Origin of the sequence: Edaphobacter modestus (assembly GCF_004217555.1) — a bacterium.
GTDB classification, from domain to species: domain Bacteria; phylum Acidobacteriota; class Terriglobia; order Terriglobales; family Acidobacteriaceae; genus Edaphobacter; species Edaphobacter modestus.
Genome location: NZ_SHKW01000001.1, coordinates 3806289 through 3831813, shown reverse-complemented (window position 1 = coordinate 3831813; position 25525 = coordinate 3806289). Strand labels below are relative to the sequence as shown.

General features: G+C 57.0%; 19 protein-coding genes, 1 tRNA gene and 2 pseudogenes. 5 read left to right on the top strand and 17 right to left on the bottom strand.

Annotated features, from left to right (window positions below):
• Positions 1-226 precede the first annotated feature (226 nt).
• The 8 genes and pseudogenes from BDD14_RS16355 to BDD14_RS16315 all read right to left on the bottom strand — a co-directional run bounded on the left by BDD14_RS16355 (position 227) and on the right by BDD14_RS16315 (position 9777).
• Positions 227-1750, bottom strand: a complete 1524-nt coding sequence (locus BDD14_RS16355) for a TolC family protein (protein ID WP_130419733.1) — start codon at positions 1748-1750, stop codon at positions 227-229.
• Positions 1743-3614, bottom strand: a complete 1872-nt coding sequence (locus BDD14_RS16350) for an FUSC family protein (RefSeq protein ID WP_130419732.1) — start codon at positions 3612-3614, stop codon at positions 1743-1745. The genes BDD14_RS16355 and BDD14_RS16350 overlap by 8 nt, the downstream gene beginning before the upstream one ends.
• Complete coding sequence (mdtN, locus tag BDD14_RS16345; protein ID WP_130419731.1) at positions 3595-4638, bottom strand: multidrug transporter subunit MdtN; 1044 nt, start codon at positions 4636-4638, stop codon at positions 3595-3597. Before mdtN ends, BDD14_RS16350 begins: the two co-directional genes overlap by 20 nt.
• A 2-nt stretch (positions 4639-4640) precedes the next feature.
• Entirely contained in the window at positions 4641-4997 is a 357-nt protein-coding gene (locus tag BDD14_RS16340) for a YtcA family lipoprotein (protein ID WP_130419730.1), read from the bottom strand.
• A 729-nt stretch (positions 4998-5726) separates the two neighbouring features.
• A pseudogene (locus tag BDD14_RS16330) lies at positions 5727-6759 on the bottom strand (IS110 family RNA-guided transposase).
• 81 nt (positions 6760-6840) lie between these two features.
• Positions 6841-7999, bottom strand: a pseudogene (locus BDD14_RS16325) (IS30 family transposase).
• A gap of 321 nt (positions 8000-8320) precedes the next feature.
• Entirely contained in the window at positions 8321-8965 is a 645-nt protein-coding gene (locus BDD14_RS16320) for a TetR/AcrR family transcriptional regulator (RefSeq protein ID WP_165420113.1), read from the bottom strand.
• Between the two features lie 428 nt (positions 8966-9393).
• Complete coding sequence (locus BDD14_RS16315) at positions 9394-9777, bottom strand: hypothetical protein (RefSeq protein ID WP_130419727.1); 384 nt, start codon at positions 9775-9777, stop codon at positions 9394-9396.
• Between the two features lie 143 nt (positions 9778-9920).
• On the opposite strand from BDD14_RS16315, the gene BDD14_RS16310 reads away from it, so the two are divergent.
• On the top strand, positions 9921-11513 hold the full coding sequence (locus tag BDD14_RS16310) for a DHA2 family efflux MFS transporter permease subunit (RefSeq protein ID WP_130419726.1): 1593 nt from the start codon (positions 9921-9923) through the stop codon (positions 11511-11513).
• An 825-nt stretch (positions 11514-12338) separates the two neighbouring features.
• On the opposite strand, the gene BDD14_RS33060 is transcribed toward BDD14_RS16310, so the two are convergent.
• The 5 genes from BDD14_RS33060 to BDD14_RS16295 form a co-directional block, all read right to left on the bottom strand.
• On the bottom strand, positions 12339-12506 hold the full coding sequence (locus BDD14_RS33060) for a hypothetical protein (protein ID WP_242618000.1): 168 nt from the start codon (positions 12504-12506) through the stop codon (positions 12339-12341).
• Positions 12507-12626: 120 nt separating this feature from the next.
• The gene (locus BDD14_RS33055; RefSeq protein ID WP_242617999.1) at positions 12627-13109 is read right to left on the bottom strand and encodes a hypothetical protein; all 483 of its coding nucleotides are present in this window, start codon (positions 13107-13109) and stop codon (positions 12627-12629) included.
• A 231-nt stretch (positions 13110-13340) separates the two neighbouring features.
• Entirely contained in the window at positions 13341-13700 is a 360-nt protein-coding gene (locus BDD14_RS16300; protein WP_242617998.1) for a TetR/AcrR family transcriptional regulator, read from the bottom strand.
• Positions 13697-13852, bottom strand: coding sequence for a TetR/AcrR family transcriptional regulator (locus BDD14_RS33050; protein WP_242617997.1), 156 nt, complete (start codon positions 13850-13852; stop codon positions 13697-13699). Before BDD14_RS33050 ends, BDD14_RS16300 begins: the two co-directional genes overlap by 4 nt.
• Positions 13853-14110: 258 nt before the next feature.
• Positions 14111-14186: transfer RNA gene (locus tag BDD14_RS16295), tRNA-Thr, on the bottom strand.
• 201 nt (positions 14187-14387) lie between these two features.
• On the opposite strand from BDD14_RS16295, the gene BDD14_RS16290 reads away from it, so the two are divergent.
• From BDD14_RS16290 to BDD14_RS16280, 3 genes are all read left to right on the top strand, one after another.
• Complete coding sequence (locus tag BDD14_RS16290) at positions 14388-15494, top strand: glycoside hydrolase family 18 protein (RefSeq protein WP_242617996.1); 1107 nt, start codon at positions 14388-14390, stop codon at positions 15492-15494.
• A gap of 1 nt (position 15495) precedes the next feature.
• Positions 15496-16734: a DUF5009 domain-containing protein gene (locus tag BDD14_RS16285; protein ID WP_130419724.1), complete on the top strand. Its 1239-nt coding sequence runs from the start codon at positions 15496-15498 to the stop codon at positions 16732-16734.
• A 79-nt stretch (positions 16735-16813) separates the two neighbouring features.
• A complete protein-coding gene (locus BDD14_RS16280) occupies positions 16814-17575 on the top strand; it encodes a polysaccharide deacetylase family protein (RefSeq protein WP_242617995.1) in 762 nt (253 codons plus the stop codon).
• 126 nt (positions 17576-17701) lie between these two features.
• On the opposite strand, the gene BDD14_RS16275 is transcribed toward BDD14_RS16280, so the two are convergent.
• The 4 genes from BDD14_RS16275 to mfd all read right to left on the bottom strand — a co-directional run bounded on the left by BDD14_RS16275 (position 17702) and on the right by mfd (position 24350).
• Positions 17702-19489: a DUF885 domain-containing protein gene (locus BDD14_RS16275; RefSeq protein WP_242617994.1), complete on the bottom strand. Its 1788-nt coding sequence runs from the start codon at positions 19487-19489 to the stop codon at positions 17702-17704.
• A 53-nt stretch (positions 19490-19542) separates the two neighbouring features.
• Positions 19543-20052, bottom strand: coding sequence for a DUF3224 domain-containing protein (locus BDD14_RS16270; RefSeq protein WP_242617993.1), 510 nt, complete (start codon positions 20050-20052; stop codon positions 19543-19545).
• A gap of 66 nt (positions 20053-20118) precedes the next feature.
• Positions 20119-20544 carry a cupin domain-containing protein gene (locus BDD14_RS16265; protein ID WP_130419723.1) on the bottom strand — a complete coding sequence of 142 codons (426 nt, stop codon included), beginning with the start codon at positions 20542-20544 and terminating at the stop codon, positions 20119-20121.
• A 134-nt stretch (positions 20545-20678) separates the two neighbouring features.
• Positions 20679-24350 (bottom strand): transcription-repair coupling factor, encoded by a 3672-nt coding sequence (gene mfd / locus BDD14_RS16260; protein WP_130419722.1) that lies wholly within the window; start codon positions 24348-24350, stop codon positions 20679-20681.
• 170 nt (positions 24351-24520) lie between these two features.
• Between mfd and BDD14_RS16255 the strand changes: the two genes are divergently transcribed.
• Entirely contained in the window at positions 24521-25519 is a 999-nt protein-coding gene (locus BDD14_RS16255; protein WP_242617992.1) for a substrate-binding domain-containing protein, read from the top strand.
• Positions 25520-25525: the final 6 nt, after the last annotated feature.

Below are 25525 nucleotides of genomic sequence, written 5' to 3'. Positions count from 1 at the left end.
ACATCATGTTTCTGGCATCATTACCAACTTAGGGATGGATCGTCACCTCTTCCCTAACCCCTTACTAATCCATTGCTCGCTCCTCTGCGTCGGTATTTCTGCCAATGTCAACAAGGGCTGACTTCGTCATTGCGACGGAGAGGACCTTGACTTCGGATCGCCATGGTCGTGGTGTCTTCTCAACGCTCAAACGACGAACTTTGGGAAGGTGCACTTATCTTTTGTGTTACCGAGGCGCAGTCGCAAGTGTTCCGGAAACGAATGCGAGTGTGGCCGCAGCGGAAAGCGTGGAACTGTAGGCGTCGTCTGAGGCGAGTGTGGCCTGCAAGAGTTGGGTCTGGGCGGCAACGACGGCTGTAATGGTTCCTACATCATGCTTGTAGGCATCGAGAGCAGCGTCGTAGGAGATCTGTGAGGCGTCCTGCAAGGTGCGGGCAGCTTCATCGGCGGCGAGACTGGTCTCCAGCGCGTTTTGTGCGCCTACGATCTCGCGAATCGCCACAATTCGTGTCTGGTCCAGTGTTGCCGCGGCCTTGGCTGAGTTATTCTTTGCTTCGCTGATCGCGTTCGCTCTAGCGTGGCCGTCGAAGATCGGGACTGATAGTCCAAGAAGAACGGTCGAGTTCCAGTGATTGCCGGTGATGTTCAACGTCGGCAATTGCTGCTCGCCGATCGCGGGAATTGCTGTGAGTCCGAGTTGTCCGCTTACGTAGGCCCCTGTGCCAGCGAGGAAGATCTTTGGGCGGTAGGCGGTCTGTGCCGCCTTGACTGCTGCCTGGCTTGCCTGCTCTGACGCATAGGCGGCGAGAACGTCCGCGCGACGAGAGAGCGCGTCGGTGACGACCTGCTCGATTGCAGGGCGCGTGTCGTCGGTGAATGTGTGCCGCTCCAGCGGAGCAATTTTGATCTTTTCAAGAGCAGAAAAACCCATGGCTTCGAGGAGAGAGGCATAGGCATTCCGCTCTGCACCTTCGGCCTGGATTCTGACGAGCTTGGCCTGGGCAGTCACCTGACGGGTCTGGGTCGACTCCAGTACCGTCCCGATTCCACCGCGATACCGTTCTTCGGCAGCCTTCTGAATCTCCTGAGCATTCTGGAGCGCTTTTGCTGCGGTTACCGTGTGCCGGGAGGCGGCAAGATAGAGATAGTATGCGACGCATACGTCGTGAATGATCTTCTGATGGACTCCGGTAAAGAGGATGTTGGAGGCGAGCGAGACCTTCTGGGCAGCGTCCACGGCATTCCTGCGTGCACCGAAGTCGAATAACAGCCACGCGAGTGTGACTGAGGAGACAGAACCGGTAACAGACTCCGACCCCTGCGTGTTGACTCCAAAAGCGCTGCTACTGCCGGACGACGCTTGATGGCCTCCGATGACATTTGCGGACATGCGCGGGAGGTAGGTGCTTCTGGCGATGCCGGCGGTCAGAGCTGCGTTGCGCGCGGTCTCCCATGCGATTCGCGTTTCCGGATGTTCGCGTTCCGCGAGATCGATCAGCTCGGGGAGGGTGTATGGGTGCTCGGCGTCGAGATCGACGTGGGGTTTAGGCAGAACGGCGGCGGCGGGGTTTGGTGTCAAAGCATAGCTCTGTCCGACTGCGGGCGCTGCCTGCGGAGATTCCGTGGAGGGTTTTTGTTCGGAAGACACCAAAACCGAGGGGGCGATGGGCAAAGACGTGCTTTGCGCTTTCGCGGCGGTGGCGCATAGCGCAAGCAGCGCTGAGACCGTCTTAAGGTGGATGTTATGCATGTTCCTCCGACTGGTCGATTCTCGACAACGCAAGCTGGAACGAATGCGACCTGGCGTCTGACAATTCCGATAAAGCGGCGTTATCGGCTGCAGGTTCTTTCCCGGAGTCTTTCAGCTCAGAACGTGCGAAGAGGGCTATGTCCAGTCGCTGCGCGGCTCGCACCGCGTTCCTGCGCGCGCGCCGCCATGCCGTTGTGGGGCGAATGGAGGGAGGTTCATAACCAGCCAACTGAATATCGGTTTCGATCTTGTGGAGGAGGGCCTGCGTCTCTGCGGCGACGCGGCGACGCTGCCATGGATTGGAAAGTTGATAGATCTCTTGCAGTTGCTTCTGTGCTGTCTTCAGCCCTTCATCGATGTGCGGGGCGATGCTCGCCGGCCAGAGACGTGTCGAGATGAAATACGAGACCAGGATTCCCAGAAAGATTCCGATGACGCGATCGCGGGCGACGACCATGTTGAAGGCTGGGGATGATCCCTGAATAGCGCAAAGAAAGTAGGCGAAGGCAAACTGCAATCCCGCGTAGGAGATGCGTGGGCTTCCGGCAGCTATCCATGCGCCGATGAAAGCTCCTGCGAAGACAACCACCATCAAGTGTCCGATGTCCGTTGTCCTGGGAATGATGCCGATCATGACGCCGAGTCCAGCAACGGTTCCTACCATGCAGCCGAGGATTCGCAGCCGCAGCTTCTCTACGCTTTCTGCGACGGTTCCGAGCGACACGATGAAGCAGGTGATCAGGGCAGTGTGGATACCGGGCCAGTTCAGGACGGAGTAGATGAGGTAGCAGGTCATCGCTGCCAGGGTTGTCTTGAACGCATACTGCACGTGCTCTGGATTGGAAAAAGCATTGGGAAGGAAAAATCCTGACTTAGCTTTTTTCTCCTTCGAGGAGGGTCGGCGTTCTCCGAACTGGCTCAGGCCAGCGTTGAAGAACATAATGGAAGAACAAACGAGATCGGCGGAGCCGCCTTCTACTGGAATCGGTTCGACGAGGGCCGGATAGCCGCCCTTCTCGAAGATCGCGGCCATCTGGAGGAGGGTTGACTGCATTGCCGATCTTGTCTCCGTCGATGGAAGCGCGTCAGGTTCGGTGACCATGAGCTGGACGGCGGAGAGGATTGTAACTACGCCGTCGGATGAGGCCTTGAGGGCGTCGAGATCTTCTGGACGGCTGCTGTGTTCGATGGAGGAGAGCTTGAGTTCCTTCTGGGTTTCTTCGTCTCCTTCGGCGAGGAGCTGCTTCAATTCGCGGATCGATTCCTCGTCGGTTTGCAGAGCCTTTGCTGCTGTACAAAGCCTTGCTGCGAAGTCTTTTTGCGCGAGGCTGCGAGGGGCGGCTCCGAACAAGAGATTGATGACAATGGAGACTGCTGCGGGGATAGCGACGAATAGCAAGGTGTAGAGGAAGGCTCTCGTAACCAGTTCGCCAAGGGGAACAGAGCCTAGTAGATCCAAGGCGTATGCAATGATTAGCGTGAGAGTTGACCCGATCGGCTTGAGCTTGCTCGCAGATACCAAGAACAGGAGGGTGAATGAGATTGCCGCCATGGCTCCTACCCGCAGAGGAATGCTTGCGAGGACAGGCGATGCGATTACGAGCAGGAATCCGACGATGACGGTGATGATGATCGTGAACGCGATCGAGAGAACGATACTCTCTACACGGTCTGGTTTGTTGAGAAAGAAGACTACATAGGTGGTCAGAGCGATCTCGGGCGTTTTGTAGATCTCGGCAACCAAAGCGACGAGGGCACAGATAAGGGCGAGCCTCAGCGCGAACGAAAGCCGTTCCGGAGAGTAACGCGTAAGAAGGGTCCAGGCGTTATTTTGAGGCAATGCATCATCTACAGGCGGTGCCATGATCGACCTCCGCGATGGCGCTAGCGCCAATGCGTACGAGCTGCTCGGGCGGCTCCTGCAGATGAATTCGTACGGGGAATCGCTGCGCTACGCGCACCCAGTTGAGGGATGGCTCGACATAGGGAACCGACCTTGGAACATTGATGCGGTCCTCCGACAAGACTCCGAATCCGATGCTATCGACGATACCTTTCATCGGAGCATGGCGATCGATCATCGAGTAAACCGTCACGCAATCGCCCTGCTTCACCCGCTTGAGATCGATCTCGCGAAAATTGGCCGATACGAACCACTCCTCGGTATTGATGAGCGTGAAGAGCGACTGCGATGGTATGACCATCTCTCCTGTCGAAACAGAGAGACCAACAATGCGTCCTTCATGTGGAGCGCGCACCTCCGTATCTTCCAAGGCTCTGCGCGCATTCGTGAGCGCCGCCGCGGCGGCTCGTACGGCCGCTTCCGCGGCTGCGACATCATCGACCAGATGGTGAGCAGCAGTCTCCTGCTCTTTGGCTTCGGTGAGAGAACTTGTGGCGTTCTGCGTCGCGACCCCCGCCTGGTCGAGCTGCTGTTTCGGGACGTAGCCCTTCGCAGTGAGGGGCTTCAGGCGCTCCTCGGTGCGCATCGATAGCTCAAGGTTGGTTTGCGCCCTGCGGGTCTGTTCGCTTGCGATCTCGGCGTTCGAACGTTGCGCTGAGACGAGTCGTCGCTTGGATTCCAGCGTGGCGCGGGAGAGAGCGAGCTGCGCTTCTGCAGCGGCGACGTTGGTCTGGTAGGGCACCGGATCGATTCGTAAGAGAAGATCGCCCCGATGAATCAGTTCATTCTCATGGATGGGTAGTTCGATAATCCGGCCACCAACCGCAGAGGCAACATGAATGACCTCTGCATCGATGCTGGCGTCGTCTGTCGAGAGTTTTGTACGGGAGGCTACTTTTACAGCGAGTCCAACAGCGGCGCCCACGATCAGGAGGGCGATGAGAATACCCAGCGGTTTGCGTTGATTGACGCCCCGAGCTTCCATCGTTAGTGCACCGTCCAGAAGAGCCATACAGCCAGCGCGACCAAGACGCCGATAGCCGAGCACACTGCAAGCTGGAAAGGGATAATCGTGGTCAGATGGGTCGATGCCATAAGACCTCGTGCGATGACAGTTGTTATCACTCCGATGACAGCGCAGGCCAGCCATGCCGGAAAGTATGCGCCGGCTATGGTCAGCGAAGGGGCTCCGCTGCAACCGTTGAGCAGGGCTATTTTAGCGAGCAACAGCAGCAGCCGACCAGTGGTGGTGAGGACGGGCGAAACGGAAATCCGCCGGGAGATTGATTCCTCGCACCTCCAGCGCTTCTCAAGAGTCAGAATCTGCTCAGTCTTATCACTCATTCACTTTCCCATTTGGGTCAAATGTTCGCGGGATCTCTATTACCGCTTCGATAAGAACGGAAAATCCATGGAAATCGAGTTACGCGACTAAGAGAATACGAAGAGCGATGCAGTGTCGATAGAGTGCATCCTAACATAACAATTTGCTCGCTTTAATAGAAGTGATGGCGCTACGCTGGTGCTGGGCCCAGCTTGAAGCACGGTGCGGCCGAGAGCCTAGTACTCACCTTCGGGGAGCGGGACGCACACTGTCAATGCTTTAAGCGACGAGTTCAGGTCTGCCACTCCGGGCTCCAGTACGCCATAGGCTGTCTTGGATGAAGGATTTCCGGGCGTAGTCGCTACACCGAGGTCTTCATTCGGCGACGAGGAGCTGATCGGTTGAATTGGAGCGGAGCTCATAGATAACTTGATGGCCACTTCCCGGGAAGTCCGCCTTGCGGCCAGTTCGATTGAACTTGCCGGAATGTATGGTCCGCCGTGTGAATGCAAGGGAAAAGTTTCGAATGAAGGAAAGTCTGCGTCAATGTATCCGGCCTTTAGGTGGAGAGTTTTCTCCTGGCCTTGATGAGATACGCCGCGTACCTGTCCTTTGAAAACACGCCGGCCTCGTATGGGCCATTTCGGCAAGCAGGTTTCAGGTGCGCCGTTTTGACTGTTCTTTCATCTTCACTTATCCGGTGCAGACCTCGGTGGGGAGAACTTGATGTTGCTGGTTTCTAAGCTTGCTTATACCGTCACTGCCTTGGGTACTGCTCGATAGTCCTGGCCCGTTGAGAGCACTGCCCACGCGATCCGCGCCAGTTTGTGTGCTGTTGCCACGATCAATACGTTTCGTGGCGCCCTCGTCTCAAGCGAGGTCATCCAGGCGCCCATCGCGATTCGGTCTCGCTTGGATCGCAATACGACCGCGCGTGCTCCATGAATCAGGATCTTGCGCAGGTAAGAGTTGCCGCGCTTGCTGATTCCATACAGCCTCGCCTTGCCACCGGTCGAATGCTGCTTCGGCAGCAGCCCCATCCAGGCTGCGAACTCTCGTCCCTTGCGGAAGGCTGCGCCGTTACCGATGGAGGCCACGATCGCGGTTGCAACCAGCGGTCCGATGCCAGGGATCTGCCGCAGTCTCCGACACGCGGCATCGCTCGAAGCGATCCGTTCCACTTCGTCGTTCATCTGCACGATCTGAAGCTCCAGGTCCTTCCACTCGCTCCACAGCATGGCAACCAGGTTCCGCATCCTCGGGGTGAGGTTCTCGTTGACGTTCTCAAGCACCTCAGGCAGAGCTTCCCTCAGCCGAATCGGGCTCTTGGCGAACACTGTGCCTCGCACCAGCAGAAACGCACGAATCTGGTTGATCAGAGCGGTTCTTCGCGCCATGAGCCGGTCACGCACGCGATGGAGAGCTTGCAGGTCGAGCTGATCATCTGTCTTGATCGGCACGAAGCGCATGTTCTCGCGATCCACGGCCTCAGCAATCGCTTCAGCGTCGATGAAATCGTTCTTGTTCGACTTCACAAACGGCTTCACGAACTGGGCTGGAATCAACTTCACATCATGACCTTGTTCCCGTAAAAGCACGGCCGAGGAAGTGCGACCCCGAACATGCTTCCATCCCGATCAAGCAGGTCTGCATGTTCGCGGTGAAGGCAATCAACTGCTTCTGGGTAAACGTCTTCTTCAGCAGCACCTTGCCGTTATCACCAAGTGCCACCAGGTGAAAGGTCGTCTTGCCAAGGTCAATACCAACCGATCGAATCTGCATGTCGATGATCCTCCTTGAATCTGCCTACAAGATCTTCCGGGGAAGATCAAGCGGCGGACCATCTTAGTAACCCGGGCGGTCTCAACCGGTCGATGCAACACTGGCTTGAAGTTTACTCGCCGGGGTTTCAAAGCCCAAGGTTTTTCGGGGGCGTTGATTTAGGCGCAGAGCTACCTTGTTGAGATCGGCTTGAGAGTAACCGGATAAGTTGGTTTTCTTAGGGAAGTATTGTCTCAGCAGGCCGTTGGTATTTTCATTGGTGCCGCGCTGCCAGGGGCTCTGCGGATCACAGAAGTAGACTTTCACATTCGTGTCCACCGTGAAGCTCTTGTGTTTTGCCATCTCGTGCCCCCGGTCCCAGGTCAACGAGCGCCGCAGGGACGCGGGCAGTTTACGCACGTGCTTGCTCAGCGCGGCGACGACCGTCGCTGTATCTTTGCTGGGCACTTTGACCAGCATGGTAAACGCGAATGTCGTTCCACCAGGGTTGCGACATGACTATTGCTGCTGCCGCTAAGCGGGTCGCCCTCCCAATGACCGGGAATAGCGCGGTCTTCAACCTCCGCAGGTCTTTCCCTAATAGAGATGGCATCGACGATCTGACCTCGAGACTGTCCGTCAGCCCGCGAGTGCCGTGAGCGACGTATCAGCCGCTTGGACCTGAGGTGCTGAATCAGCTCTTTTTTCAGCACTGCCCGGGCCTGGATGAATAAGCTGCGGTAGATGGTTTCGTGGACACGCGCATGCTCTCGTTGCTGGGATAGTGGACCTTCAGCCATTTCGAAACCTGTTCCGGCGACCAGTCCAGGATCAGTTTACTGGCCACGATCGTCCGCAGCTTCTGGTCGATGGCAAGAAGGCACACCTTGGGTCGCAGAGCCGACTCCCAGGCCTGATGATCTGCTTCATTGGCTCGATAGAGTGGACGCCCGCCATGACGCGCCACCTCCCGGCTCACTGTCGACACAGCCCGTTGCAACCCGTTGGCTATCTCACGAATCGACAAACCGGAAGCAATTCCACGTGAGATGTCTTCCCGCTCGGCCAGCGTCAGCGTTCGCAGCGAGGGTCGACGAGCATCAGGAACTATCCCGCCGCGCTGCGTCAACAAGAACCGAATGGAACCATCGCCTTTACCGAAGGCGCGCCCAATCTCATGCAACGACTCGCCCGACTTCCAACGGCGCCACATGTCGATCCGCTGCTCGGTGGAAAGCCTGTCCCGTTTTCCTTGTGCCATAAACACCACCTTTAGAATATGAATTCATATCAGATGGTGTTGCATCGACCGGTTGAGACCGCCCGACTTTTCAGGCAGTTCGGTTTCACCTTTCCGGATAGACGATTATACAGCAACTTGCCGAAGACATACATCGATCTGAATAGGGTCAATGAGCGCTAAGCCCTGATATTACCAACTAAGACTCTACTTCCGATTTCTCCTCATTCGGGAGTAATGAGTTGTGACAGGGGAGTAGTGCTAAATCGACTGCACACTTCTACCAAAGGCACGCTTCCAGATCAAACCCCTCGCATTGAATGCATTATTGCGGCCAGCCGATTAGGTGGACCATAGCAAATGATCAAACAGCGATTGAACCAAGCTGCGCGTGCTCTTCTGAGACAGTTCTGCGCCGAGGATTCTCTGGGTGACTGCCAAACCATGAGCAAGATTGATGATGACCGTGATGAAATCATCCGGCATCAATTTCGAAGTGACTTCGGGAGATCGCAAGAGGTCTCTGACGAGCTCACCTCCGTCGCGAAGCTGCTGTCGATGCACTTCAACGAAGCTTTGCCGGATACGTTCGCTGCGAAGAGCCGCGACCTCGAACTCAGCACGAAGTACTATCCAATCGTGGTCCGTCATTAGGTCAGCAATGGCATCCCGAAATTTCTTCGCCCGCTTCTTCCCTGAAGGCTCGTCCTTCAACAGAGAACGGAAGAAATTCAGGTGGCGCGCCTGTTCCTCATGGATTACGGCGACAAACAACTCTTCTTTCCCGTCGAAGTTGGAATACAGAGCGCCCCGAGAAAAACCGGCATCCTCCGCGATCTTCTCCGCCACAGCGCCGCCGAGTCCGTAACGCAGGAAGTGCCTGCGTCCCACGGCGACCAGTGTGGCACGAGTCTGTGCTCTGCTCTCCTCGCGCGTGAGCCGCTTTCGTGGTTTTGTGCCGGTGGGTTTTGTGCTAGTCAGAGGCATTTGGATCCTAGCTTCTCCCAAATCGTTGCGGTAGCGATTCATTGACCGGCTCTACGACACGCTTGCAGATGCGCCCAATGAACACTCTGCATCCTGATACCAAGATAGCTTATTCCTTAGGAGGTTCCCGTCCGACAAATTCTTTACCTGACTTGCGGCACGGAGACCCAAGACTATCGCCTAGGGCCATCGGCCGTGCCCTTAAGCAAACGGACTTTCTCAGCAGCCTCTTCAGGCTTGCCTAAAACAATCGAATGACCAAATCACGGCTGTGACGGCAATGGCCGCGAATGCGAGAATCACATACCACAGGTATGCCAGGGGATGTCTTCGAGGTCCTCTTCCGTTTTGGTTTTCATGTTGGTCCCTTCCTCGTCGCGTGCGTAGACGAGAACATCCATATCCTCGGCCTGCTGAAAAACTGCAGCTCAGAGATGCGTCCACCCCCGGCGTATCAACACCACACCCATACCGAAGCACGCAACTGGCGTTGCCCGCAATGCAGGCATATGGAGCGATCCCAACCATGCAATGTATGCAGGAAGAGCGTCCTGTTCTGACCTCATACAAATTCCCCAGATTCCGAAGGCCATGCAGACGAAGCCCCATACGAAGCAGATCCACTGCTCGACGACAATCGACCTGGGTGGAGTGTCTTTTTGTTCCTTCTCTTCCCCCCTCCGCAACTTCCACACGGCACTCGATGCCGGCTCGCGGTCGAGGTATCCGACATCTCCGTGAAGACTGCCGGAGACTTGAACGGGATATCCGCCTTTGGTCGCCAATGCTCGCCCTGCGCCTGAATGAGCCATCGTGGCGCCCTCCTCACACACTTCTGCTATTAACATACAATACGATTTCAAATACAATTTGTATATATTCTGAATCCAGAAAGTTGTTGGATACATCCTGTATCGGTAAATAGAGCGTTTTCTTTTACCGGAGAGGAAGGTGGATGTCAGCGAAGGCGAGCACCAGCGAACAATGGAAGCCGAAGGCGAACCCATGGCTGATCGCGGCCACTGTTGCCCTCGCTGCCTTCATGGAGGTTCTCGATACCTCCATTGCCAATGTCGCCCTTCCCCACATTGCCGGTGATCTTGGCGCCAGCACCGATCAGGGAACTTGGGTTCTCACCAGCTATCTTGTCTCCAACGCGATCATTCTGCCAGTGGGCGCCTGGGCCTCAAGCGTAATCGGCCGCAGGAACTTCTTTATGCTGTGCATCACCATCTTCACCGCAGCAAGTTTTCTTTGCGGTATCGCCCCAACGCTCCCGATCTTGCTCTTGGCGCGTGTACTTCAGGGTGTCGGAGGTGGAGGCCTCCAGCCTATGGCGCAAGCTATCATGGCGGATTCCTTCGAAGAAAAAAAACGTGGCCAGGCCTTCGCGCTCTACGGTCTTGTGGCAGTGCTTGCGCCATCCCTCGGGCCGACGATCGGCGGTTGGATCACCGACAACTACTCCTGGCGATGGATCTTCTACATCAATCTTCCCATTGGCATCCTCGCATTTTTTCTGGTCAGCCGCCTGGTTCAGGACCCACCCTGGATCAAAGCCGATCGCGCTAACCTCAGGAAACTGGACTACATCGGCCTCGGGCTGCTGACGGTCGCCATGGGCGGCCTGCAGATCATGCTCGATAAGGGCGAAGAGAACGACTGGTTTGCCTCCAACTCCATTCGCATCTTCTGCGTTCTATTCGTTGTGGGTATGACCAGTCTGATCTGGTGGCAGTTGCGGGCTAAAAATCCCATCATGAATCTGCGGCTCTTCAAGTACAAGAACTTCGCCATCTGCTGTTTTCTCATGATTCTGGTGGGCGGTGTCCTGAATGCCGCAACCGTACTTGAGCCCCAGTTCCTGCAGCAGCTGATGGGGTACACGGCAACCCGCGCCGGAGAGGCACTCGCGGGCGGAGGACTCGCCCTGCTCGTCGTTATGCCCATGGCAGGAATAGCTACCGGCAGATTTCCGGCGAGAAATATGGCTGCATTCGGTTTCGCCTGCTTTGCCGGCGCGTTCTATTACACCTCCACGCACTTCACGCTCACCATGACCTTCGGTTTTGCCTCCTGGGTTCGAATTCTTCAGATGTTCGCGATTCCCTTCGCCTTCATCGCCATCACCACCGCGGCGTATGTCGGACTTCCGAAAGAGGCGAGCAATCAGGTCTCCGGGATCATCAACTTCGTTCGCAACGTTGGCGGCAGCATCTTCATCGCCGTCACTGGAGCGATCGTGACCAACCGTTCTCTCTTCCACCAGGCGCGCCTGCAGGAATCCATGCAGCCCGGCAATCCCGCCTTCGTCAACCATGTCAACGCGCTTACCTCTTACTTTGGCGGTAGCAGCAAAGGACCCGGACCCGGCCTCATGGCACGAGCTACTATTTATCAGCAACTCAATCAGCAGGCTGCTGCGCAGGCTTATCAGGACATCTACCGTCTGCTCTGTTGGATGGCGATGGGCATGGTGGTGTGCGCCTTCATTCTGAGCAAGAACAAGCCCGGTCAGGAGACCCCTGCCGGAGAAGCAATGCACTAGCAACATGCCTCGCCATCAGGCCAGTATCGTCAGACGGAATTGCACCCTAAAGGCCGAATGGTGTCTGAGGTCATAAATCTGACGGACGTTATTTCAATCAACAGATAGGTTCCATGTGCGATAAAAAAAACAACTCGATTTTTCACGCTCAGCAACCGTCTGTCGAACGAGTTGCGGAGTTTATGACGATAGCGGAGAGGGAGTTAGCCGCCTTTTACGAGGCAGTATTCAGACGATATGGCTTGAGGGAAGCAAGGAAGGCCGCGCAGGACTGGATCGAAGAACTGGAGACGATGGATTGGCCTACTGACTGGGCCCTCCCGAACTGGCGTCGTGTGACAATCGGCGCTGCCGATTGCCTTTCCTTCAGAATCATCGACCATTCTCCAAGCCCTTGAAGGCCAGCCGACCTCCCATCCGCACTTGGCGCGGTGGATGATGTCAATGCGGAATCTCAAGTAATCACTGAGATTGGTACTGAGAAGCGCCAATAATGTCGCTAGGTGCGATTCTCAGTTGATGACAAATCGCCAAAGCACTCACCGACAAATGAGAGCAATTCACTCGTCTGTATAGTCGCCTTGTCGGACAGGTGAACTAAGCGGAGCTTTACTCCCAAACCGCATCTTACCGGTTGCCTTCCGGTCCGAATCGGTCGGGGGGGGCCGCGGCGGGTTATTGACGAGTTGCCGACCATCCACCCGGAACACAAACAAATCGCTCCTCAATGAGCGCATTGCCCTGATATCGCCAGTCGAGAGCGGACAAAGGGGATGACCCCGCCTTCAAGTCCGTCATCGAAAGCCTTCGCGCACTCTCCGGATCTCAGCCCTGAGCACGGGTGCGCAGCCGCACCACCTGCAGCAGCACAAATGCCAGCAGCGCAATCGCAACCCACGCAAACCAGTCGCCCAGCACCTGATACACCGTGCTGCTGTGCGCCGTCAGCACATCCACCAGTAGCGTCGCAAACGGAGCAGAGCTGCTGCTCACCTCGCCCACGATCCGGCCGCGGTCGTCGCTCACCGTCAGGAAGCCGTTCTTCGCCGCGCGCTATGCTGAAGCCGTCTTCCACACCGCGCATCACTGCAATGTGTCCGTGCCAACTGCCGTCTACCTTGCCTTCTCGTCCGAGGTGATCAACCCCACACGCGCTGTCTCGGTCATCGGCATCGCCAGTCGCACCGCGCCAAACACCAGTACAGCCGCGACCACTCCAATCCCCGCACCCGCAACCTGCAGGGCGCGCTTCGGTGAGGTCTGCCTAAGATGCAGCCCAATCGCGATCGCAGCGGGAAACAGCAGCAGCACAAAGCTCATCCCCCACGGTCCCGTGATCGAAGCAAGCTGCAGAAACGGGAGGAAGCGCAGCTGCGAGTACGCCAGGCTTCCCGCAGACCCATGCGGCGTCGTCAAGTTGCGGACATACTCGCTCGTTACCCACACCGCGGGTAGCGCCACCAGTCCGCTCCGCACTGCGCCACGCAACACCAGCACACGAAAGAGAAGCACTCCCGCTGCAAAGACAACACTCGCAGCCAGGAAGATACCCACCCAGATACCGGCATCCCCAGCGTCTTCGTCAAGTAGCTCCACATGTTCAAATTGCCGAGCAGCATCGCAGCCACTGTCAACATCGCCGTGGCCCACCATTTGCTTCGCAACGCGAACACTAGCACCGGCAGCGGAGCAATCCACATGAGTGGCCACAACGGATTGAGACCGTTGCCGAAGTAAAACATCGCCCCTGTCGCGACGATTGCGAGAAATGCTTCCCCGACGCGGCGGTAATTAGCTGCGTATGCCATTCAGATACCTCCCAAACGATCAGTGACAAAAGGCACGAAAACTCTCTGGAGGCATCGCCACGCGGCCTCCCAGGTAAAGCATCACCAGGCCCTGCATCACATCGTCCTTGCGGAAGTACCCAGTCTCCATCGCACGCGCAATCACATCAGCCGAGACATTCGCCGTAGGAGACCCCCGTGCACGGAAGTCCTCCGGATACTGCCGCGCACCCTCGCGCTTCGTAAGAAACATCAGCGTGAAGAGACGCGGCTTCTCAAACGCATGGTCGAGAAAGACATCAAGTATCTTCAAGAGCTGTTCCTCGATCCCGCCCGTCAGCCGCACACTCGCAAGCTTCTCCGACAGTTCCACAAACCCTACATCTGCCAGCGCATTCAACAGTCCATCACAGTTTGGTAGTGTCGATACAGCGCCATCGGCGTAATGCCAACTGCAGACGCCACCCGCCGCATGGTCACGCTCTCCGCTCCTTCTTTATCGAGCAGCCTGCGGGCGGCTCTGGCAATCTTCTGGCTCGTAGTTGCTTTCATGTATACACTGTAGACCAATTTTAGTATACGGCGTACACACCGCTTCATGCTCTATATTGCGGATTGCGACTATGCGCAGCACTCGTTAACGACGGGAGTGCTCCTCAGGTGAAAATTAAATTGCGGGAGAATTTGCGGGACTTCTGAACATGTTTAGATAGATGCTCATCTCACTAAAAATAAGACAGTTAGGTCTAAGCGAGAATGACGCAAAATCAGTGGTCTGGCGCGTAAAGTCCTCTAAGTTATTGAAAATAATGGAGCCGATGAGCGGATTTGAACCGCTGACCTACTGATTACGAATCAGTTGCTCTACCAGCTGAGCTACATCGGCGCTTGGAAAGCCACAGGCCACCCGCCTGGTGAATCCGATACTTTTCCCTGCAATGCCAAGTTTACCGAGAATAACCAACCGGCGCAACGCCCGGGGTCTTGAATAAATTACCCTTTTTGCACGATGCGTCTGACTTTTCTTTGGTTCCGCCGGCTCATGTTTGCCCTTCTAGCTCTCTGCTGTGTGCCGGCACCCTGCTCCATGCCCGAATCCTCCGCTGTATCTGCAAACTCCGCACCAGCCTCTCGCGAGATCATCGCCTACATCTTTCCGCAGGATCGCATCCTGGAACCCAATGAGATCAATGCTCGTCGGCTGACACGCATCAACTATGCCTTCGCCAATATAAAAAATGGCGAGATTATCGAAGGCTTCCCTCACGACGCCGAGAACTTCGCTGTCCTTAATGTGCTTAAGCGCACAAATCCCGCGCTCAAGTTGCTCGTCTCCGTTGGCGGCTGGACCTGGTCGGGGGGGTTCTCCGACGCGGCCCTCACCCCTCGCTCGCGTGCACGCTTCATTGCCAGCGCTGTCAGCTTCATCGAGCGCTACAAACTCGACGGGCTGGACGTTGACTGGGAGTATCCAGATCAACCGGGGAATGGCAACACCTTCCGTCCCGAGGACAAACAAAACTACACCCTGCTGCTCGCCGAGCTTCGCCAGCGCTTCGACCGCGAACAGACTCGGCTGCATCGCCGGCTCTATATCTCCATCGCCACCGGTGCCTCCAGCAAATTCCTCCAGCATACCGAGATGGATAAGGTCCAACGGTACGTCGACACCGTCAACCTCATGACCTACGACTTTTATGTGGGCGGACCCAGTACCGGGCACGACGCTCCTCTCTTCCGAAACCCCGCCGACCCGAAGCACGTTTCCGTTGACCGCTCGGTAACCGAGTACATGCAGGCCGGCGTTCCCGAACGCAAGATTGTTCTCGGCGTTCCGTTCTATGGCCGCAGCTGGGGTGAAGTCCCCAATAAAAACCACGGCCTCTTTCAACCCGGTAAAGCCGCTCGGGGAGTTCACTTCTCCTATCCCGATCTTCCCAACCTTCTCGCCACTGGCTTTGTTCGTTACTGGGACGCCGAAGCCTCCGCACCGTACCTCTATAATCCTCAGAGCCACATCTTTGTTACCTACGAAGATCCTCAATCTCTCGCTGCCAAATGCTCCTACGTCACCCAACATAAGCTCGGCGGCATCATGTTCTGGGAGTACTCGAACGACTCTACCGGCATCCTCCTCAAAGCCGTGCATGCCGGACTCACTCCTGTCGCAACCGCGTCGTCGAAAGGCAACTAAGATGGCCACCGCTCAGCTTGGAACCCAGACCGCAGTCACTACCATTCAAGCGCCACGCGTCCTCTCCATCGACGTCTTTCGCGGACTCACCATGATCGTCATGATCTTCGTCAACGATCTCGCCGAGGTTAAAGGACTTCCCTGGTGGACCTATCACGCGCCCGGCAACGTCGATGCCATGACCTACGTCGACATGGTCTTTCCCGCCTTCCTCTTCATTCTCGGCATGGCCATTCCGATCGCGATTGAACAGCGCCTGCGCAAGATTCCCTCGCAGTCGCGTCTCTGGCTACACGTATTTCTTCGCTCGCTCTCCCTTCTCGTTCTCGGCCTCATTCTCACAAATGCTGGTGCAGGCGACCCCGCACTCATCCATATGCCCCCAGGCCTCTGGGCAATCCTTGCGCTTGTGGGAGCCATTCTCTTCTGGATGGTCTATCCCCGTGCCGATAGCCATAAAGCTCTGGTAAAAACTCTTCGCCTCACCGGCCTCACCCTCATGGTCGTCATGTTCGCCATCTTTCGACGCACCACGAAAGACGGCAGCATCGCGTGGATCAGAACCGCTTATCCCGAGATACTCGGACTGCTAGCCTTCGCCTATCTCACCACCTGCGTTCTCTACATTCCTACGCGCCGCTGGCGCTGGGCCCCCTTCGGATGGTTCGTTGCGCTCACTGCCTTTTGCGCCTTCTGCTCCGCTCACTGGATCGAGTTCCCTCGCCATGCGGGTATCTATCTCTGGCCCTTCGGCAACGGCTCCGACACTCTCATCGCAATGGCCGGAGTCGCAACCTCCACCATCTTCGTAAGCCCATACAGCGTGCGCTGGCCTGCCTTCCGCTCCAAAGCAGCGCTCGCCCTTTCCTTTTCCGCAATAACTCTTATCGCCGCATACTTGCTCACGCCCCTGGGAATCTCAAAGATCCGCGCCACACCCACTTGGTGCCTTTACAGCATCGGAACAAGCATAGCCATCTTCACCTTGCTCTACTGGATCTGCGACGTTCGGCACCATACACGATGGGCAGCATTCACCCGGCCCGCAGGGTCGAATACCCTGCTCACCTACCTGCTGCCAGATCTCTGGTACTTCTTCCTCGGTGCACTTGGAATCACCTGGTTTCGAACCCATCTTGCCTGGGGATTCCCCGGCGTGATCCGCTCCATCGTCTTCACTGGCTTCATCATCGCTGTCGCCTCCTTGCTCACTCGCTGGAAACTGCGCCTGCAGCTCTAGCGAGCGAAAGCAGTTTCGATTGGTGCTGGGACTGGAAACAGTGGTGAGATGATGGCTATAAGGTTCCAGGAATCTGGCGATGACAGGTCGTGCATTAGTCGAAGGAGTTATGACGGGTAGTGGACTTTCCGCCGCTGCTCTAGGCGGCGTCGTGGGATTGACCGCCGCCGTGGCAGGTGGCATGGCATGGGCAGCGCTATCGCCCGAGTCCCAGATCTTCGGCAAGACGCTCATTGCCCCCTCCCGACCAGGGGAGTTTGCGCTGACCTTCGACGATGGACCAAACCCTGCGGCCACGCCCCGGCTGTTGGATGTGTTGGCGCGAGGGGGAGTGCAGGTCACATTTTTTTTGATTGGCCAGTTTGTGCGGCAGTGTCCAGAGCTGGTGCGGGAGATTGCCGCCGCCGGACACCTCATCGGCAACCACACGATGACCCATCCTTGGCTTGCCTGGCAGACAGAGCGAAGGATTCGTGAGGAACTGACCGGCGCCAGCGCTGTGATCGAGGACGTTTTAGGAGAGAGGATACGGTACTTTCGGGCTCCCCATGGCGCCCGCAGGCCGGTGGTCCTGCGTCTGGCAAGAGAGATGGGAATGGTTCCCGTGCAGTGGAACGTAATCTGCCAGGACTGGAATCCAATCGGAGTGGACGGAATTCTCGCGCGTGCTATGCGGGGAGTGGAACGGAATAAAAGGCGCGGGGCAGCAACGAACATCGTCCTGCACGACGGCGGCCAAGAAGGACTGAATGCACCCCGACTGGATACGGTGCGAGCAACAGAGCTCCTGGTGGAGAGGTTCTCCGGAATGCGTTTTGTGAGGGTGGATGCCTGGGAGTAAACACCGCCACGCGTGGCAGACGTAAATGCGTAGAGCGCGCCAACAGAGCGGACGGTGATCCGGCTCGCGCGTCGAACTCTTCCTCTATGAGAGGAACCGAGGCCTCCGGCTAAATCTCGCAGGCTTCTAAAGCACTGGTGAATCATTGTGCAGCATAGCTTTGCGGATGACCTTGATCGGAGCGAACCCCTGGCGCATGAAACTGTCGTGAAAGGCCTGAAGATTGAAGGCGGCTCCCTGTTTCTTCTCCAGGTCTTCGCGCAGCTTCATAATCTCAAGCTTGCCTAGCGTGTAGTAGAGGTAGGTTGCATCTGCGGTTCCACGCTTGGTCTCGACCAGACCCACAGAGCGCGACTGATACCCTTCCTTCACAAAAAAATCGACCGATTGATCGACCGTCCATTGGCCGTTCGGCTCGCCGAGGCCGGTGTGCAGTTTGATGGAATTGACAAATCGGGCATCGCGCAGAAGAGCATCCTGCAATTGACCGAGACGAATCAGTTTCGCCTCGCGTACCTGCTCCGGTGTGGCGTTGGGCGGAGGCGCAGCATATCCCTCCTCCAGCATCATCTGTTCCGTGTAGTGAGCCCATCCTTCAATATTCGAGTTGGAGCCAATGAGTTTGCGAATCTTGGACGGGAACTGATTCTGCCATAGAAATTGCACGTAGTGGCCCGGATAGGCCTCGTGCACGCTCGTCGAGATGATCGTGCCGACGTTGAAGCTGGCCATATGCTCCGCGACATGGGCAGCCGTCCAATTCTTTTCAGGCAGGGTCACATTGAAGTAGGCCTTCGTGGATCGGGTTTCGAACGGCCCCGGAGGGTCCATAGACGCGAAGGTCGTGGCGCGCATGAAAGGCGGCGTCTCTTCAAGCGTCGGCTGCACGTCGCTGGGGATAGTGATGATGTTATGCGCGCGAATGAAGGCGATCAGCGAATCGAAGGTGCTGTGGAACGAATCGAGCAGTTTGTCAGATGCAGGATGAATCGTCGCCAACTCGGCAAGTACCTGCTGCGGCGTTTTATTGGGATCAACTTCTTTGGCAATGCGGGCGAACTCAGCCTGATTGCGGTGGAGATCATCAAAGGCAACCTGCAGCAGGCGATCGAGAGGGATATCGACCATCTCGTCATAGGAGAGTTTCTTTGCGAAGGTATCAGCGCCGAGGCGATAGTCGCCGTTGGAACGTGGTAGCAGGTCGCTCTTCATCCACACGCCGTAGTCTTTCAAGGCCTGGATGACAGCAGCGTTTGTGCGGGCGAAGTCGGCCTTCGCCTTCGCATCATCCGCTTCGAGGAAGGCCGCAGGCACATCTTTCTCGAAGAAGCTAACGAGGCCGTCAATCTGCTCGAGCGCGATCTCGGTGAAGATATGCGGAGGATTTTTAAGGTTTTTGCGGGCCTCTGCGAAGACCTGCGGAATCTGCTTCTCTCGTTCGACGACCGCGCGCAAGCGGGTGTTCGGCGGAGCGAAAGGCCGCTCCATCAGGACGAAGATAGAGTTGGTTACGCCACTCGAGTAGTTGTCAGGATTCTTCTCCCAGTTACGAATGACCTCAAGCGAGAGCAGCTGCGAGCGGATGCTGTTGAGAAGAATGTTGCGATCAGCCGCCACCGAAGCGTCCAGCGCGTCTGCCGGAATCTCCTCGACCTTCTTCTCGTAGACATGGAGCGCAGCAATCTGCTTCTGCACACTGGCAGCCGAGTAGTCCTCAAGCTGCGTGTCGTACTGGTGCAAACCGGCCTGTGTACCGTAGGTGGGAGCGAAATGGAAGAGGACGTCGGCGAAGTACTGATCAGAGACGAAGCCGAAGGTCTGCATTGCGCCATCGGCGGAGATCCTCTGGGCGTGTGCGGTAGGTGAGAGCATAGCAATTCCAAGCAGGGCGGTGAAAAGAGAACGGATGGCCATGTGAGTCTTCTGCAAGCAGTGTAAGCCACCGTCCCCGGCTCTGCCTTATCAAGTTAGTTCGCGGCCGGCAGTGTGTACTCGAAGTCGTAGCTGTGCTTGCCATCCGGCGCGATATTGATATTCATCTTTCCTGTGAGCCCAGTAAGTTGGCCTGTTCCGGAGTCCGGGACAACCGCGATGGAAAGCGAAGGTGTTCCCCGGTTCATCGTGGCACTGTGTTGCAGGGCAAACGTTCCGTTGCGCCCATCCAGCGAGCCACTGACGATTTCGATGGCAACGTAGCCGGCAGAACCCTTGACGGCAGTCATGGTGGAAAGCATCTGACCGCGGCTGGTCGCCTCGAGCTCGCCGTGAAACTGTTTGTCGATAATCATTCGCCCGAGCGCGGCATCGATCTTGTCTTCCTGCGGAGTCAGCTTCACATCGAACGGTCCGGTTGCGCGGGACATGGAGGCCTCATTTCGGGCCGGCGAGGTTGCCGGCGAAGTTTGGGCTTGCAGTGGGGTTAAGACAAGCGCGGAGCAGAGAGCCGTGACTGCGGCGGCAGAAAGACGAAAGATCATACAGACTCCAACGCGAAGAATTGCGTTCCCTCATCTTCCATTCGATAACCGATCGCGTCAACTTCCCTAACGGTTCATCAGCGGATCGACACCGTATCGGCACATCACATCGCCGATTCCAGCAAGGTCGGGTTCTTCCTGCCGATAGTGCCTCGCGATTTCGCGGTAGTACTCCGGCCCCATAACGCCGGGTGTCTGTAGACACATGACCCTCCCGATACCATCATGAACGTTGGCAAAGAAGTGCGGCGTTCCACGTGGAATGAAGAGGCTCTCGCCAGGATGAAGCAGGATGATATCGCCGTTCAGGGTCCAGGTGGTAATGCCGTTCATGCCAAAGACCCACTCGTCGTAGTTGCGGTGCGTATGCGGGACGACGACGCTGGTAGCGGAAGGAATCGTAAGCTCGAACATATCCAGAGCGTCAGCTGTCTCGTGGCGAGTCATGAGAAACGTGACACTCATTTCGCCCACGCGGATGGTTTCATGCATGCGTGGTCCTCCCTTAGGCTGAAGGGATGATACTGCGCTGATCGGGGTAATGGAGCAGAAAAGTGCAGAATTTTGCTCCTTTTGGCCACATTATTTTCCACAAGGGCCCTCGCGTGTCCTCTACATCAATCACTTCAAACAACAATGGCGCTGGTGGTATCCAGCGACTCCAACAGAGTCAGGGTTTCGACGAGTACGTCTTCAGCCTTTGCGCTGGTAAGAGGCCACCGCAAAATACCCTGGGGGGTGAACTGAGCGCCGCGTTTGGTATTGCGGCTGACCAGCTTCATTAGCACACCTGGATCAATGGCGTTGCTCGAAGTATCGCCCTCGCGGTCGGCAAATTTCACGTGCAGCATCTCCACGAACGTCTTGACCTTATTCAGCTCCAGCTGGGTGCGCTTGCGGTCGATCTGCGCGATGCCAAGCAATTGCGCGTGCAACCGAATCTCTCCCGCGGTAAGCAGGTTTTCGACCGAGTCCGGTAAGGGGCCATAGCGATCCTGCAGCTCGGCGCGAACATCTTTAAGGGCCGCATAGTCCTCAGCTCCAGCGATGCGCTTATACATCCGCAACCGCTGATTTTCCTCGGGGATGTAGTCGGAGTCGATGCGAACCGAGATGCCAAGATTAACGACGGTAGCTGCGTGGGCAGGTCTGTCTTCCTCACCTTTGATCTTTCGCACAGCTTCTTCGAGCATCGACGTATACATCTCAAAGCCGATCGCCTCGATGTGTCCACTCTGTTCGCCTCCCAGCATGTTCCCTGCGCCGCGCAGCTCGAGATCGAGCGCGGCAATCTTGAATCCGGCTCCCAGGTCAGAAAACTCCTTCAGCGCAGCAAGCCGGCGGCGCGCAATCTCTGTCAGCTCAGTCTCAGGCGGGATCAGGAGATACGCATAGGCGCGGCGATTCGATCGGCCCACACGGCCGCGAAGCTGGTAGAGCTCGCTGAGACCGTGACGATCCGCGCGGTTGATGATGATGGTGTTTGCGAGAGAGATATCGAGACCGTTCTCAATGATGGAGGTCGCAACCAACACATCGTATTCATGGTTCATGAAGGAGAGCATCACGCGCTCGAGTTCTGCCTCGGGAAGCTGTCCGTGACCAATGACGATGCGAGCCTGTGGCACGAGCTCACGGATCTTCGCGGCGATATCGTAGATCGACTCGACGCGGTTGTGCACAAAGTACACTTGCCCTCCGCGTTCGAGCTCCATCTCTACTGCCGTGCGCACCAGCTTCTCGTCGAACTTGGCGACAATGGTCTGGATGGCCATCCTGTCCTTCGGCGGCGTCTCGATAACGCTCATGTCGCGCAGACCGATCAGTGACATATGCAGAGTGCGCGGGATCGGCGTCGCCGACATGGAGAGCACGTCGATGGCTGCGCGCATCTGCTTCAAACGCTCCTTGTGGCGCACGCCGAAACGCTGTTCTTCATCGACAACCAGCAGACCGAGATCCTGAAACTTCAGGTCTTTTGAGAGGATGCGATGGGTTCCGATGAGAATATCGACCTTTCCGTCGGCGACCCGCTCGAGAATCTCCTTCTGCTCCTTTGACGTACGAAAACGCGAGATCATCTCAAGGTTCACGGGAAAATTCGCGAACCGGCGCTTGAAAGACTCGAAGTGCTGGAAGCTGAGGACGGTCGTCGGAGTAAGCACCGCCACCTGCTTTCCATCCTGCACGGCCTTGAAGGCCGCCCGCATCGCTACCTCGGTCTTGCCATAGCCCACATCGCCGCAGAGCAACCGGTCCATGGGCTGCGTCGATTCCATATCCGCCTTGATGTCGGCGATCGCGCTGAGCTGGTCATCGGTCTCACTGAAATCGAAGGCATCTTCAAACTCGCGCTGCATGTTAGTGTCTGGCGAAAAGGGGGTCCCCTGCGCGGCCTCTCGCTGCGCGTACAGCTTTATCAACTCCGCGGTCATGTCGGCCATCGCCTTCTTGACGCGAGCCTTGGTCTTCTGCCAGCCCTGTGATCCCAGTTTATTGAGCTGTGGCGCAGGTCCTGTCTCGGTAGAGCGATACTTTTGGATAAGATCGAGCCGCGTCAAAGGAACGTAAAGCTTCGCCTCGTCAGCAAACTCAAGGATCATCAGCTCGAGCGGCGGCGCATCATTCTCTTCGATGACACGCAAGCCCATGTAGCGCGCGATTCCGTGCTCGACGTGAACAACATAGTCACCGATGCGAAGATCACGAAAATCAGAGATGAACGCCGATGCCTTCGAACGGCCACGACGTACAGGACGGGCTGTTACATCCGCTTCGTCGGAGAGATCCTGCGCGCCAAAGAGAACAACCTGCCGTGCGGTTGTCTTATCCAGATCGAGAATCTGTACTCCCGTTGCGACAGGAGTCTTCACGATAACCGGCGTGCGAAGATCACCCGCCAGATAACTGGACTCTGAATAGACCGTGGCGGATCCCTGCTGATCCGCACGGGAGCCGAGCCGGTACGGCACCTGGTATTCCTGCAGCAAACCGGCTAGACGCTCGACCTCGCCCTGATTCGCGGCTGCCAGCAGAATGCGTGCCTCTTGCCGCATGAGGGCGTTGATCGCATCGATCAGGGCAGGAATCGAGCCGTGGAAACGCTGCGTGGGGCGCGTTGCGAATTCGATCTCTGACAGCTCGCTCCTGTCCGCGTCAAGAACATCAACCGCGCCCAGCTGATCGAGATCGCAGCCCGTCGTTCGGCGCAGGCGATCCTCCAGCTCCCATGGGGAAAGATAGATGTCCTCTGGCCGCACCAGCGAGCCAATTCCCGAGCGGTCATGTCTCTGCTCTACCTTGTTCCACCAGCGTTCGCCCTGGTTCTTGACCATCGCGGGCTCTTCGACGAAGACACGGGTTGAGGCACCGAGAAGATCGAGAAGAGTCTGCTTCGCTCCGGCCACAGGAGCAAAAAACTCCCATCCGGGAAAGATCGTGGCTTCCCCGGTACGTGTGGCCACATGGGTTTGTAGCTCGATCGGTTCTTCACCGCCTTCAAGAGCGGCCCCGGCCGCTCCGGCACGAGTCAAGCGGGCGTTGATCGCAGACAGCAACTTCTCGGTGACAGGCGTCTCGGTAAGCGGCAGAAGTAGAACTTCATCGAGCGCAGAACTCGACCGCTGCGTCTCGGGATCGAAACGACGGATCGATTCTATCTCGTCTCCGAAGAAATCGATTCGGACAGGACGTTCCTGCTCCGGCGGGTACACGTCAATAATGCCGCCTCGAATTGTCACCTGTCCCGGCATCTCGACAACATCGACGCGTGTGTAGCCGACGGAGAGCAGATGCTCCACGAGCATCTCGGGAATATGTTCTTCACCGGTGCGCAGGTGCAGCGCCAACGCTGCATAATAGTCACGACCGAAGAGACGCATGCAGGCCGATTCGACAGGAGCAATCACCAGCCGCGGCGTCCGGTGTCCGACGCAGATCTTCCAGAGCGCCGAAGCTCGCGTCTCCTGGATCTCAGAGTGGGGCGAAAGGTTTTCGAAGGGAAGAACATCGTGGGAGGCCAGCCGCAGCACCTGGGCCGGATCGAGTACGCCGGTGAGCTCGCACGCAGCCAGAACTGCTGCATGCAGTGCCTCGGCGGCCTTGTTGTCTGACACCACGACGAGCGCGGGTGCCTGCGCAGCGCGAACAAAATAAGGGAGATACAGGGCACGTGCAGTAGACGTAAGGCCAGAGACACGACGACGCCCCGATCCGCCGCTCAGATGGCGGCGTACACGCTCAAAGGCATCGGAGTGTTCCAAATCTGCGAGGAGCTCGCGGACAAACGGCAAAACCATGCTGCATCTAATTCTAGAAGAACCGGCTCGCCGGTGCATGTTGAACGCCCTGCATACGCCAGTCATGCATTAGGCGTATGATCAGGCCGCCGCGACTTGCAGCCTCGGTGCTGCCCGACAGATCGGGCCAAGTGATGTTCGGACAGCATGTCTCATTGGAGGACTTCCAGATGAGCATGTGGACCAGAAGAATGATCGTTGCGTTAATATGCGTGCTTCCTCTGCTTGAAGGATGCACACGACACAAAGACGAACATTACTACCTGATTACAGTGAATGTTGAGCTTCCATACTGGAAGAATGCAGGCGAAGGCTTCGCCAAGGCCGCGGCGGAATATGGAGTTACAGCGGAGATGCGCGGCCCGGCAAGGTTCGATCCGGAAGCCGAGGTACAGGAATTCCGCACAGTAGTTGCGCGGAAGCCCGCGGGAATTTTGGTCTCCGTAACAAATCCAGCGCTCCTTGGACCGGAGATCGATGCGGCAATTGCAGCCGGAATTCCGGTCATCACCATGGACTCCGATGCACCTTCAAGCAAACGGCTCTACTTCATCGGCACAAACAATCTGCAAGCTGGAAGACTCGGCGGTCAGCGGCTAGCCGCCCAACTCAACGGCAAGGGGAACGTTGTCTTCTTCACCATGCCCGGTCAGCCTAATCTGGATGAGCGACTCAAGGGGTACCAAGACGCGTTTTCCACCTATCCCGGCATCAAGGTGGTCGAAGTCTTCGATATGAAGGGTGACTCCGGTCTGGCGTTTGACAAGGCGACCGAATATTTAACGCGGAAGGGCAAAGACCGGATCGACGCATTCGTCAGCCTGCAGTCTTCCTCTGGCAGGGATGTCGGCGAAGCGCTGCGGCGTGCAAGTGCGAATGGCGAGCCCGGACGGCTGCTGGTGGCAATGGATACAGATGTGGCAACCCTCCAGCTGATCAAGGACGGCGTCGCCGACTCCACTATCTCGCAGAAACCCTACACCATGGCGTACATCGGGTTGAAAGCTCTCGACGAGATTCACCATCACCCTGCCGAAAATCCAATGAAAGGCGACTACGAACTGGACCCGTTCGCCCACTTCCCATCCTTTGTGGACACGGGGGTCTCGCTGGTTGATAAAAGCAACCTCGAAGCGATCATGACACGTAAGGAGGCGGGACCGCACTAGCCCCGC

Excerpts from the sequence above, each read along its gene's own strand:
- BDD14_RS16355 (WP_130419733.1), bottom strand. The coding sequence starts at position 1,750 with ATGCATAACATCCACCTTAAGACGGTCTCAGCGCTGCTTGCGCTATGC.
- BDD14_RS16350 (WP_130419732.1), bottom strand. The coding sequence starts at position 3,614 with ATGGCACCGCCTGTAGATGATGCATTGCCTCAAAATAACGCCTGGACC.
- mdtN (WP_130419731.1), bottom strand. The coding sequence starts at position 4,638 with ATGGAAGCTCGGGGCGTCAATCAACGCAAACCGCTGGGTATTCTCATC.
- BDD14_RS16340 (WP_130419730.1), bottom strand. The coding sequence starts at position 4,997 with ATGAGTGATAAGACTGAGCAGATTCTGACTCTTGAGAAGCGCTGGAGG.
- BDD14_RS16320 (WP_165420113.1), bottom strand. The coding sequence starts at position 8,965 with ATGCCTCTGACTAGCACAAAACCCACCGGCACAAAACCACGAAAGCGG.
- BDD14_RS16315 (WP_130419727.1), bottom strand. The coding sequence starts at position 9,777 with ATGGCTCATTCAGGCGCAGGGCGAGCATTGGCGACCAAAGGCGGATAT.
- BDD14_RS16310 (WP_130419726.1), top strand. The coding sequence starts at position 9,921 with ATGTCAGCGAAGGCGAGCACCAGCGAACAATGGAAGCCGAAGGCGAAC.
- BDD14_RS33050 (WP_242617997.1), bottom strand. The coding sequence starts at position 13,852 with ATGAAAGCAACTACGAGCCAGAAGATTGCCAGAGCCGCCCGCAGGCTG.
- BDD14_RS16290 (WP_242617996.1), top strand. The coding sequence starts at position 14,388 with ATGCCCGAATCCTCCGCTGTATCTGCAAACTCCGCACCAGCCTCTCGC.
- BDD14_RS16285 (WP_130419724.1), top strand. The coding sequence starts at position 15,496 with ATGGCCACCGCTCAGCTTGGAACCCAGACCGCAGTCACTACCATTCAA.
- BDD14_RS16280 (WP_242617995.1), top strand. The coding sequence starts at position 16,814 with ATGACAGGTCGTGCATTAGTCGAAGGAGTTATGACGGGTAGTGGACTT.
- BDD14_RS16275 (WP_242617994.1), bottom strand. The coding sequence starts at position 19,489 with ATGGCCATCCGTTCTCTTTTCACCGCCCTGCTTGGAATTGCTATGCTC.
- BDD14_RS16270 (WP_242617993.1), bottom strand. The coding sequence starts at position 20,052 with ATGATCTTTCGTCTTTCTGCCGCCGCAGTCACGGCTCTCTGCTCCGCG.
- BDD14_RS16265 (WP_130419723.1), bottom strand. The coding sequence starts at position 20,544 with ATGCATGAAACCATCCGCGTGGGCGAAATGAGTGTCACGTTTCTCATG.
- mfd (WP_130419722.1), bottom strand. The coding sequence starts at position 24,350 with ATGGTTTTGCCGTTTGTCCGCGAGCTCCTCGCAGATTTGGAACACTCC.
- BDD14_RS16255 (WP_242617992.1), top strand. The coding sequence starts at position 24,521 with ATGAGCATGTGGACCAGAAGAATGATCGTTGCGTTAATATGCGTGCTT.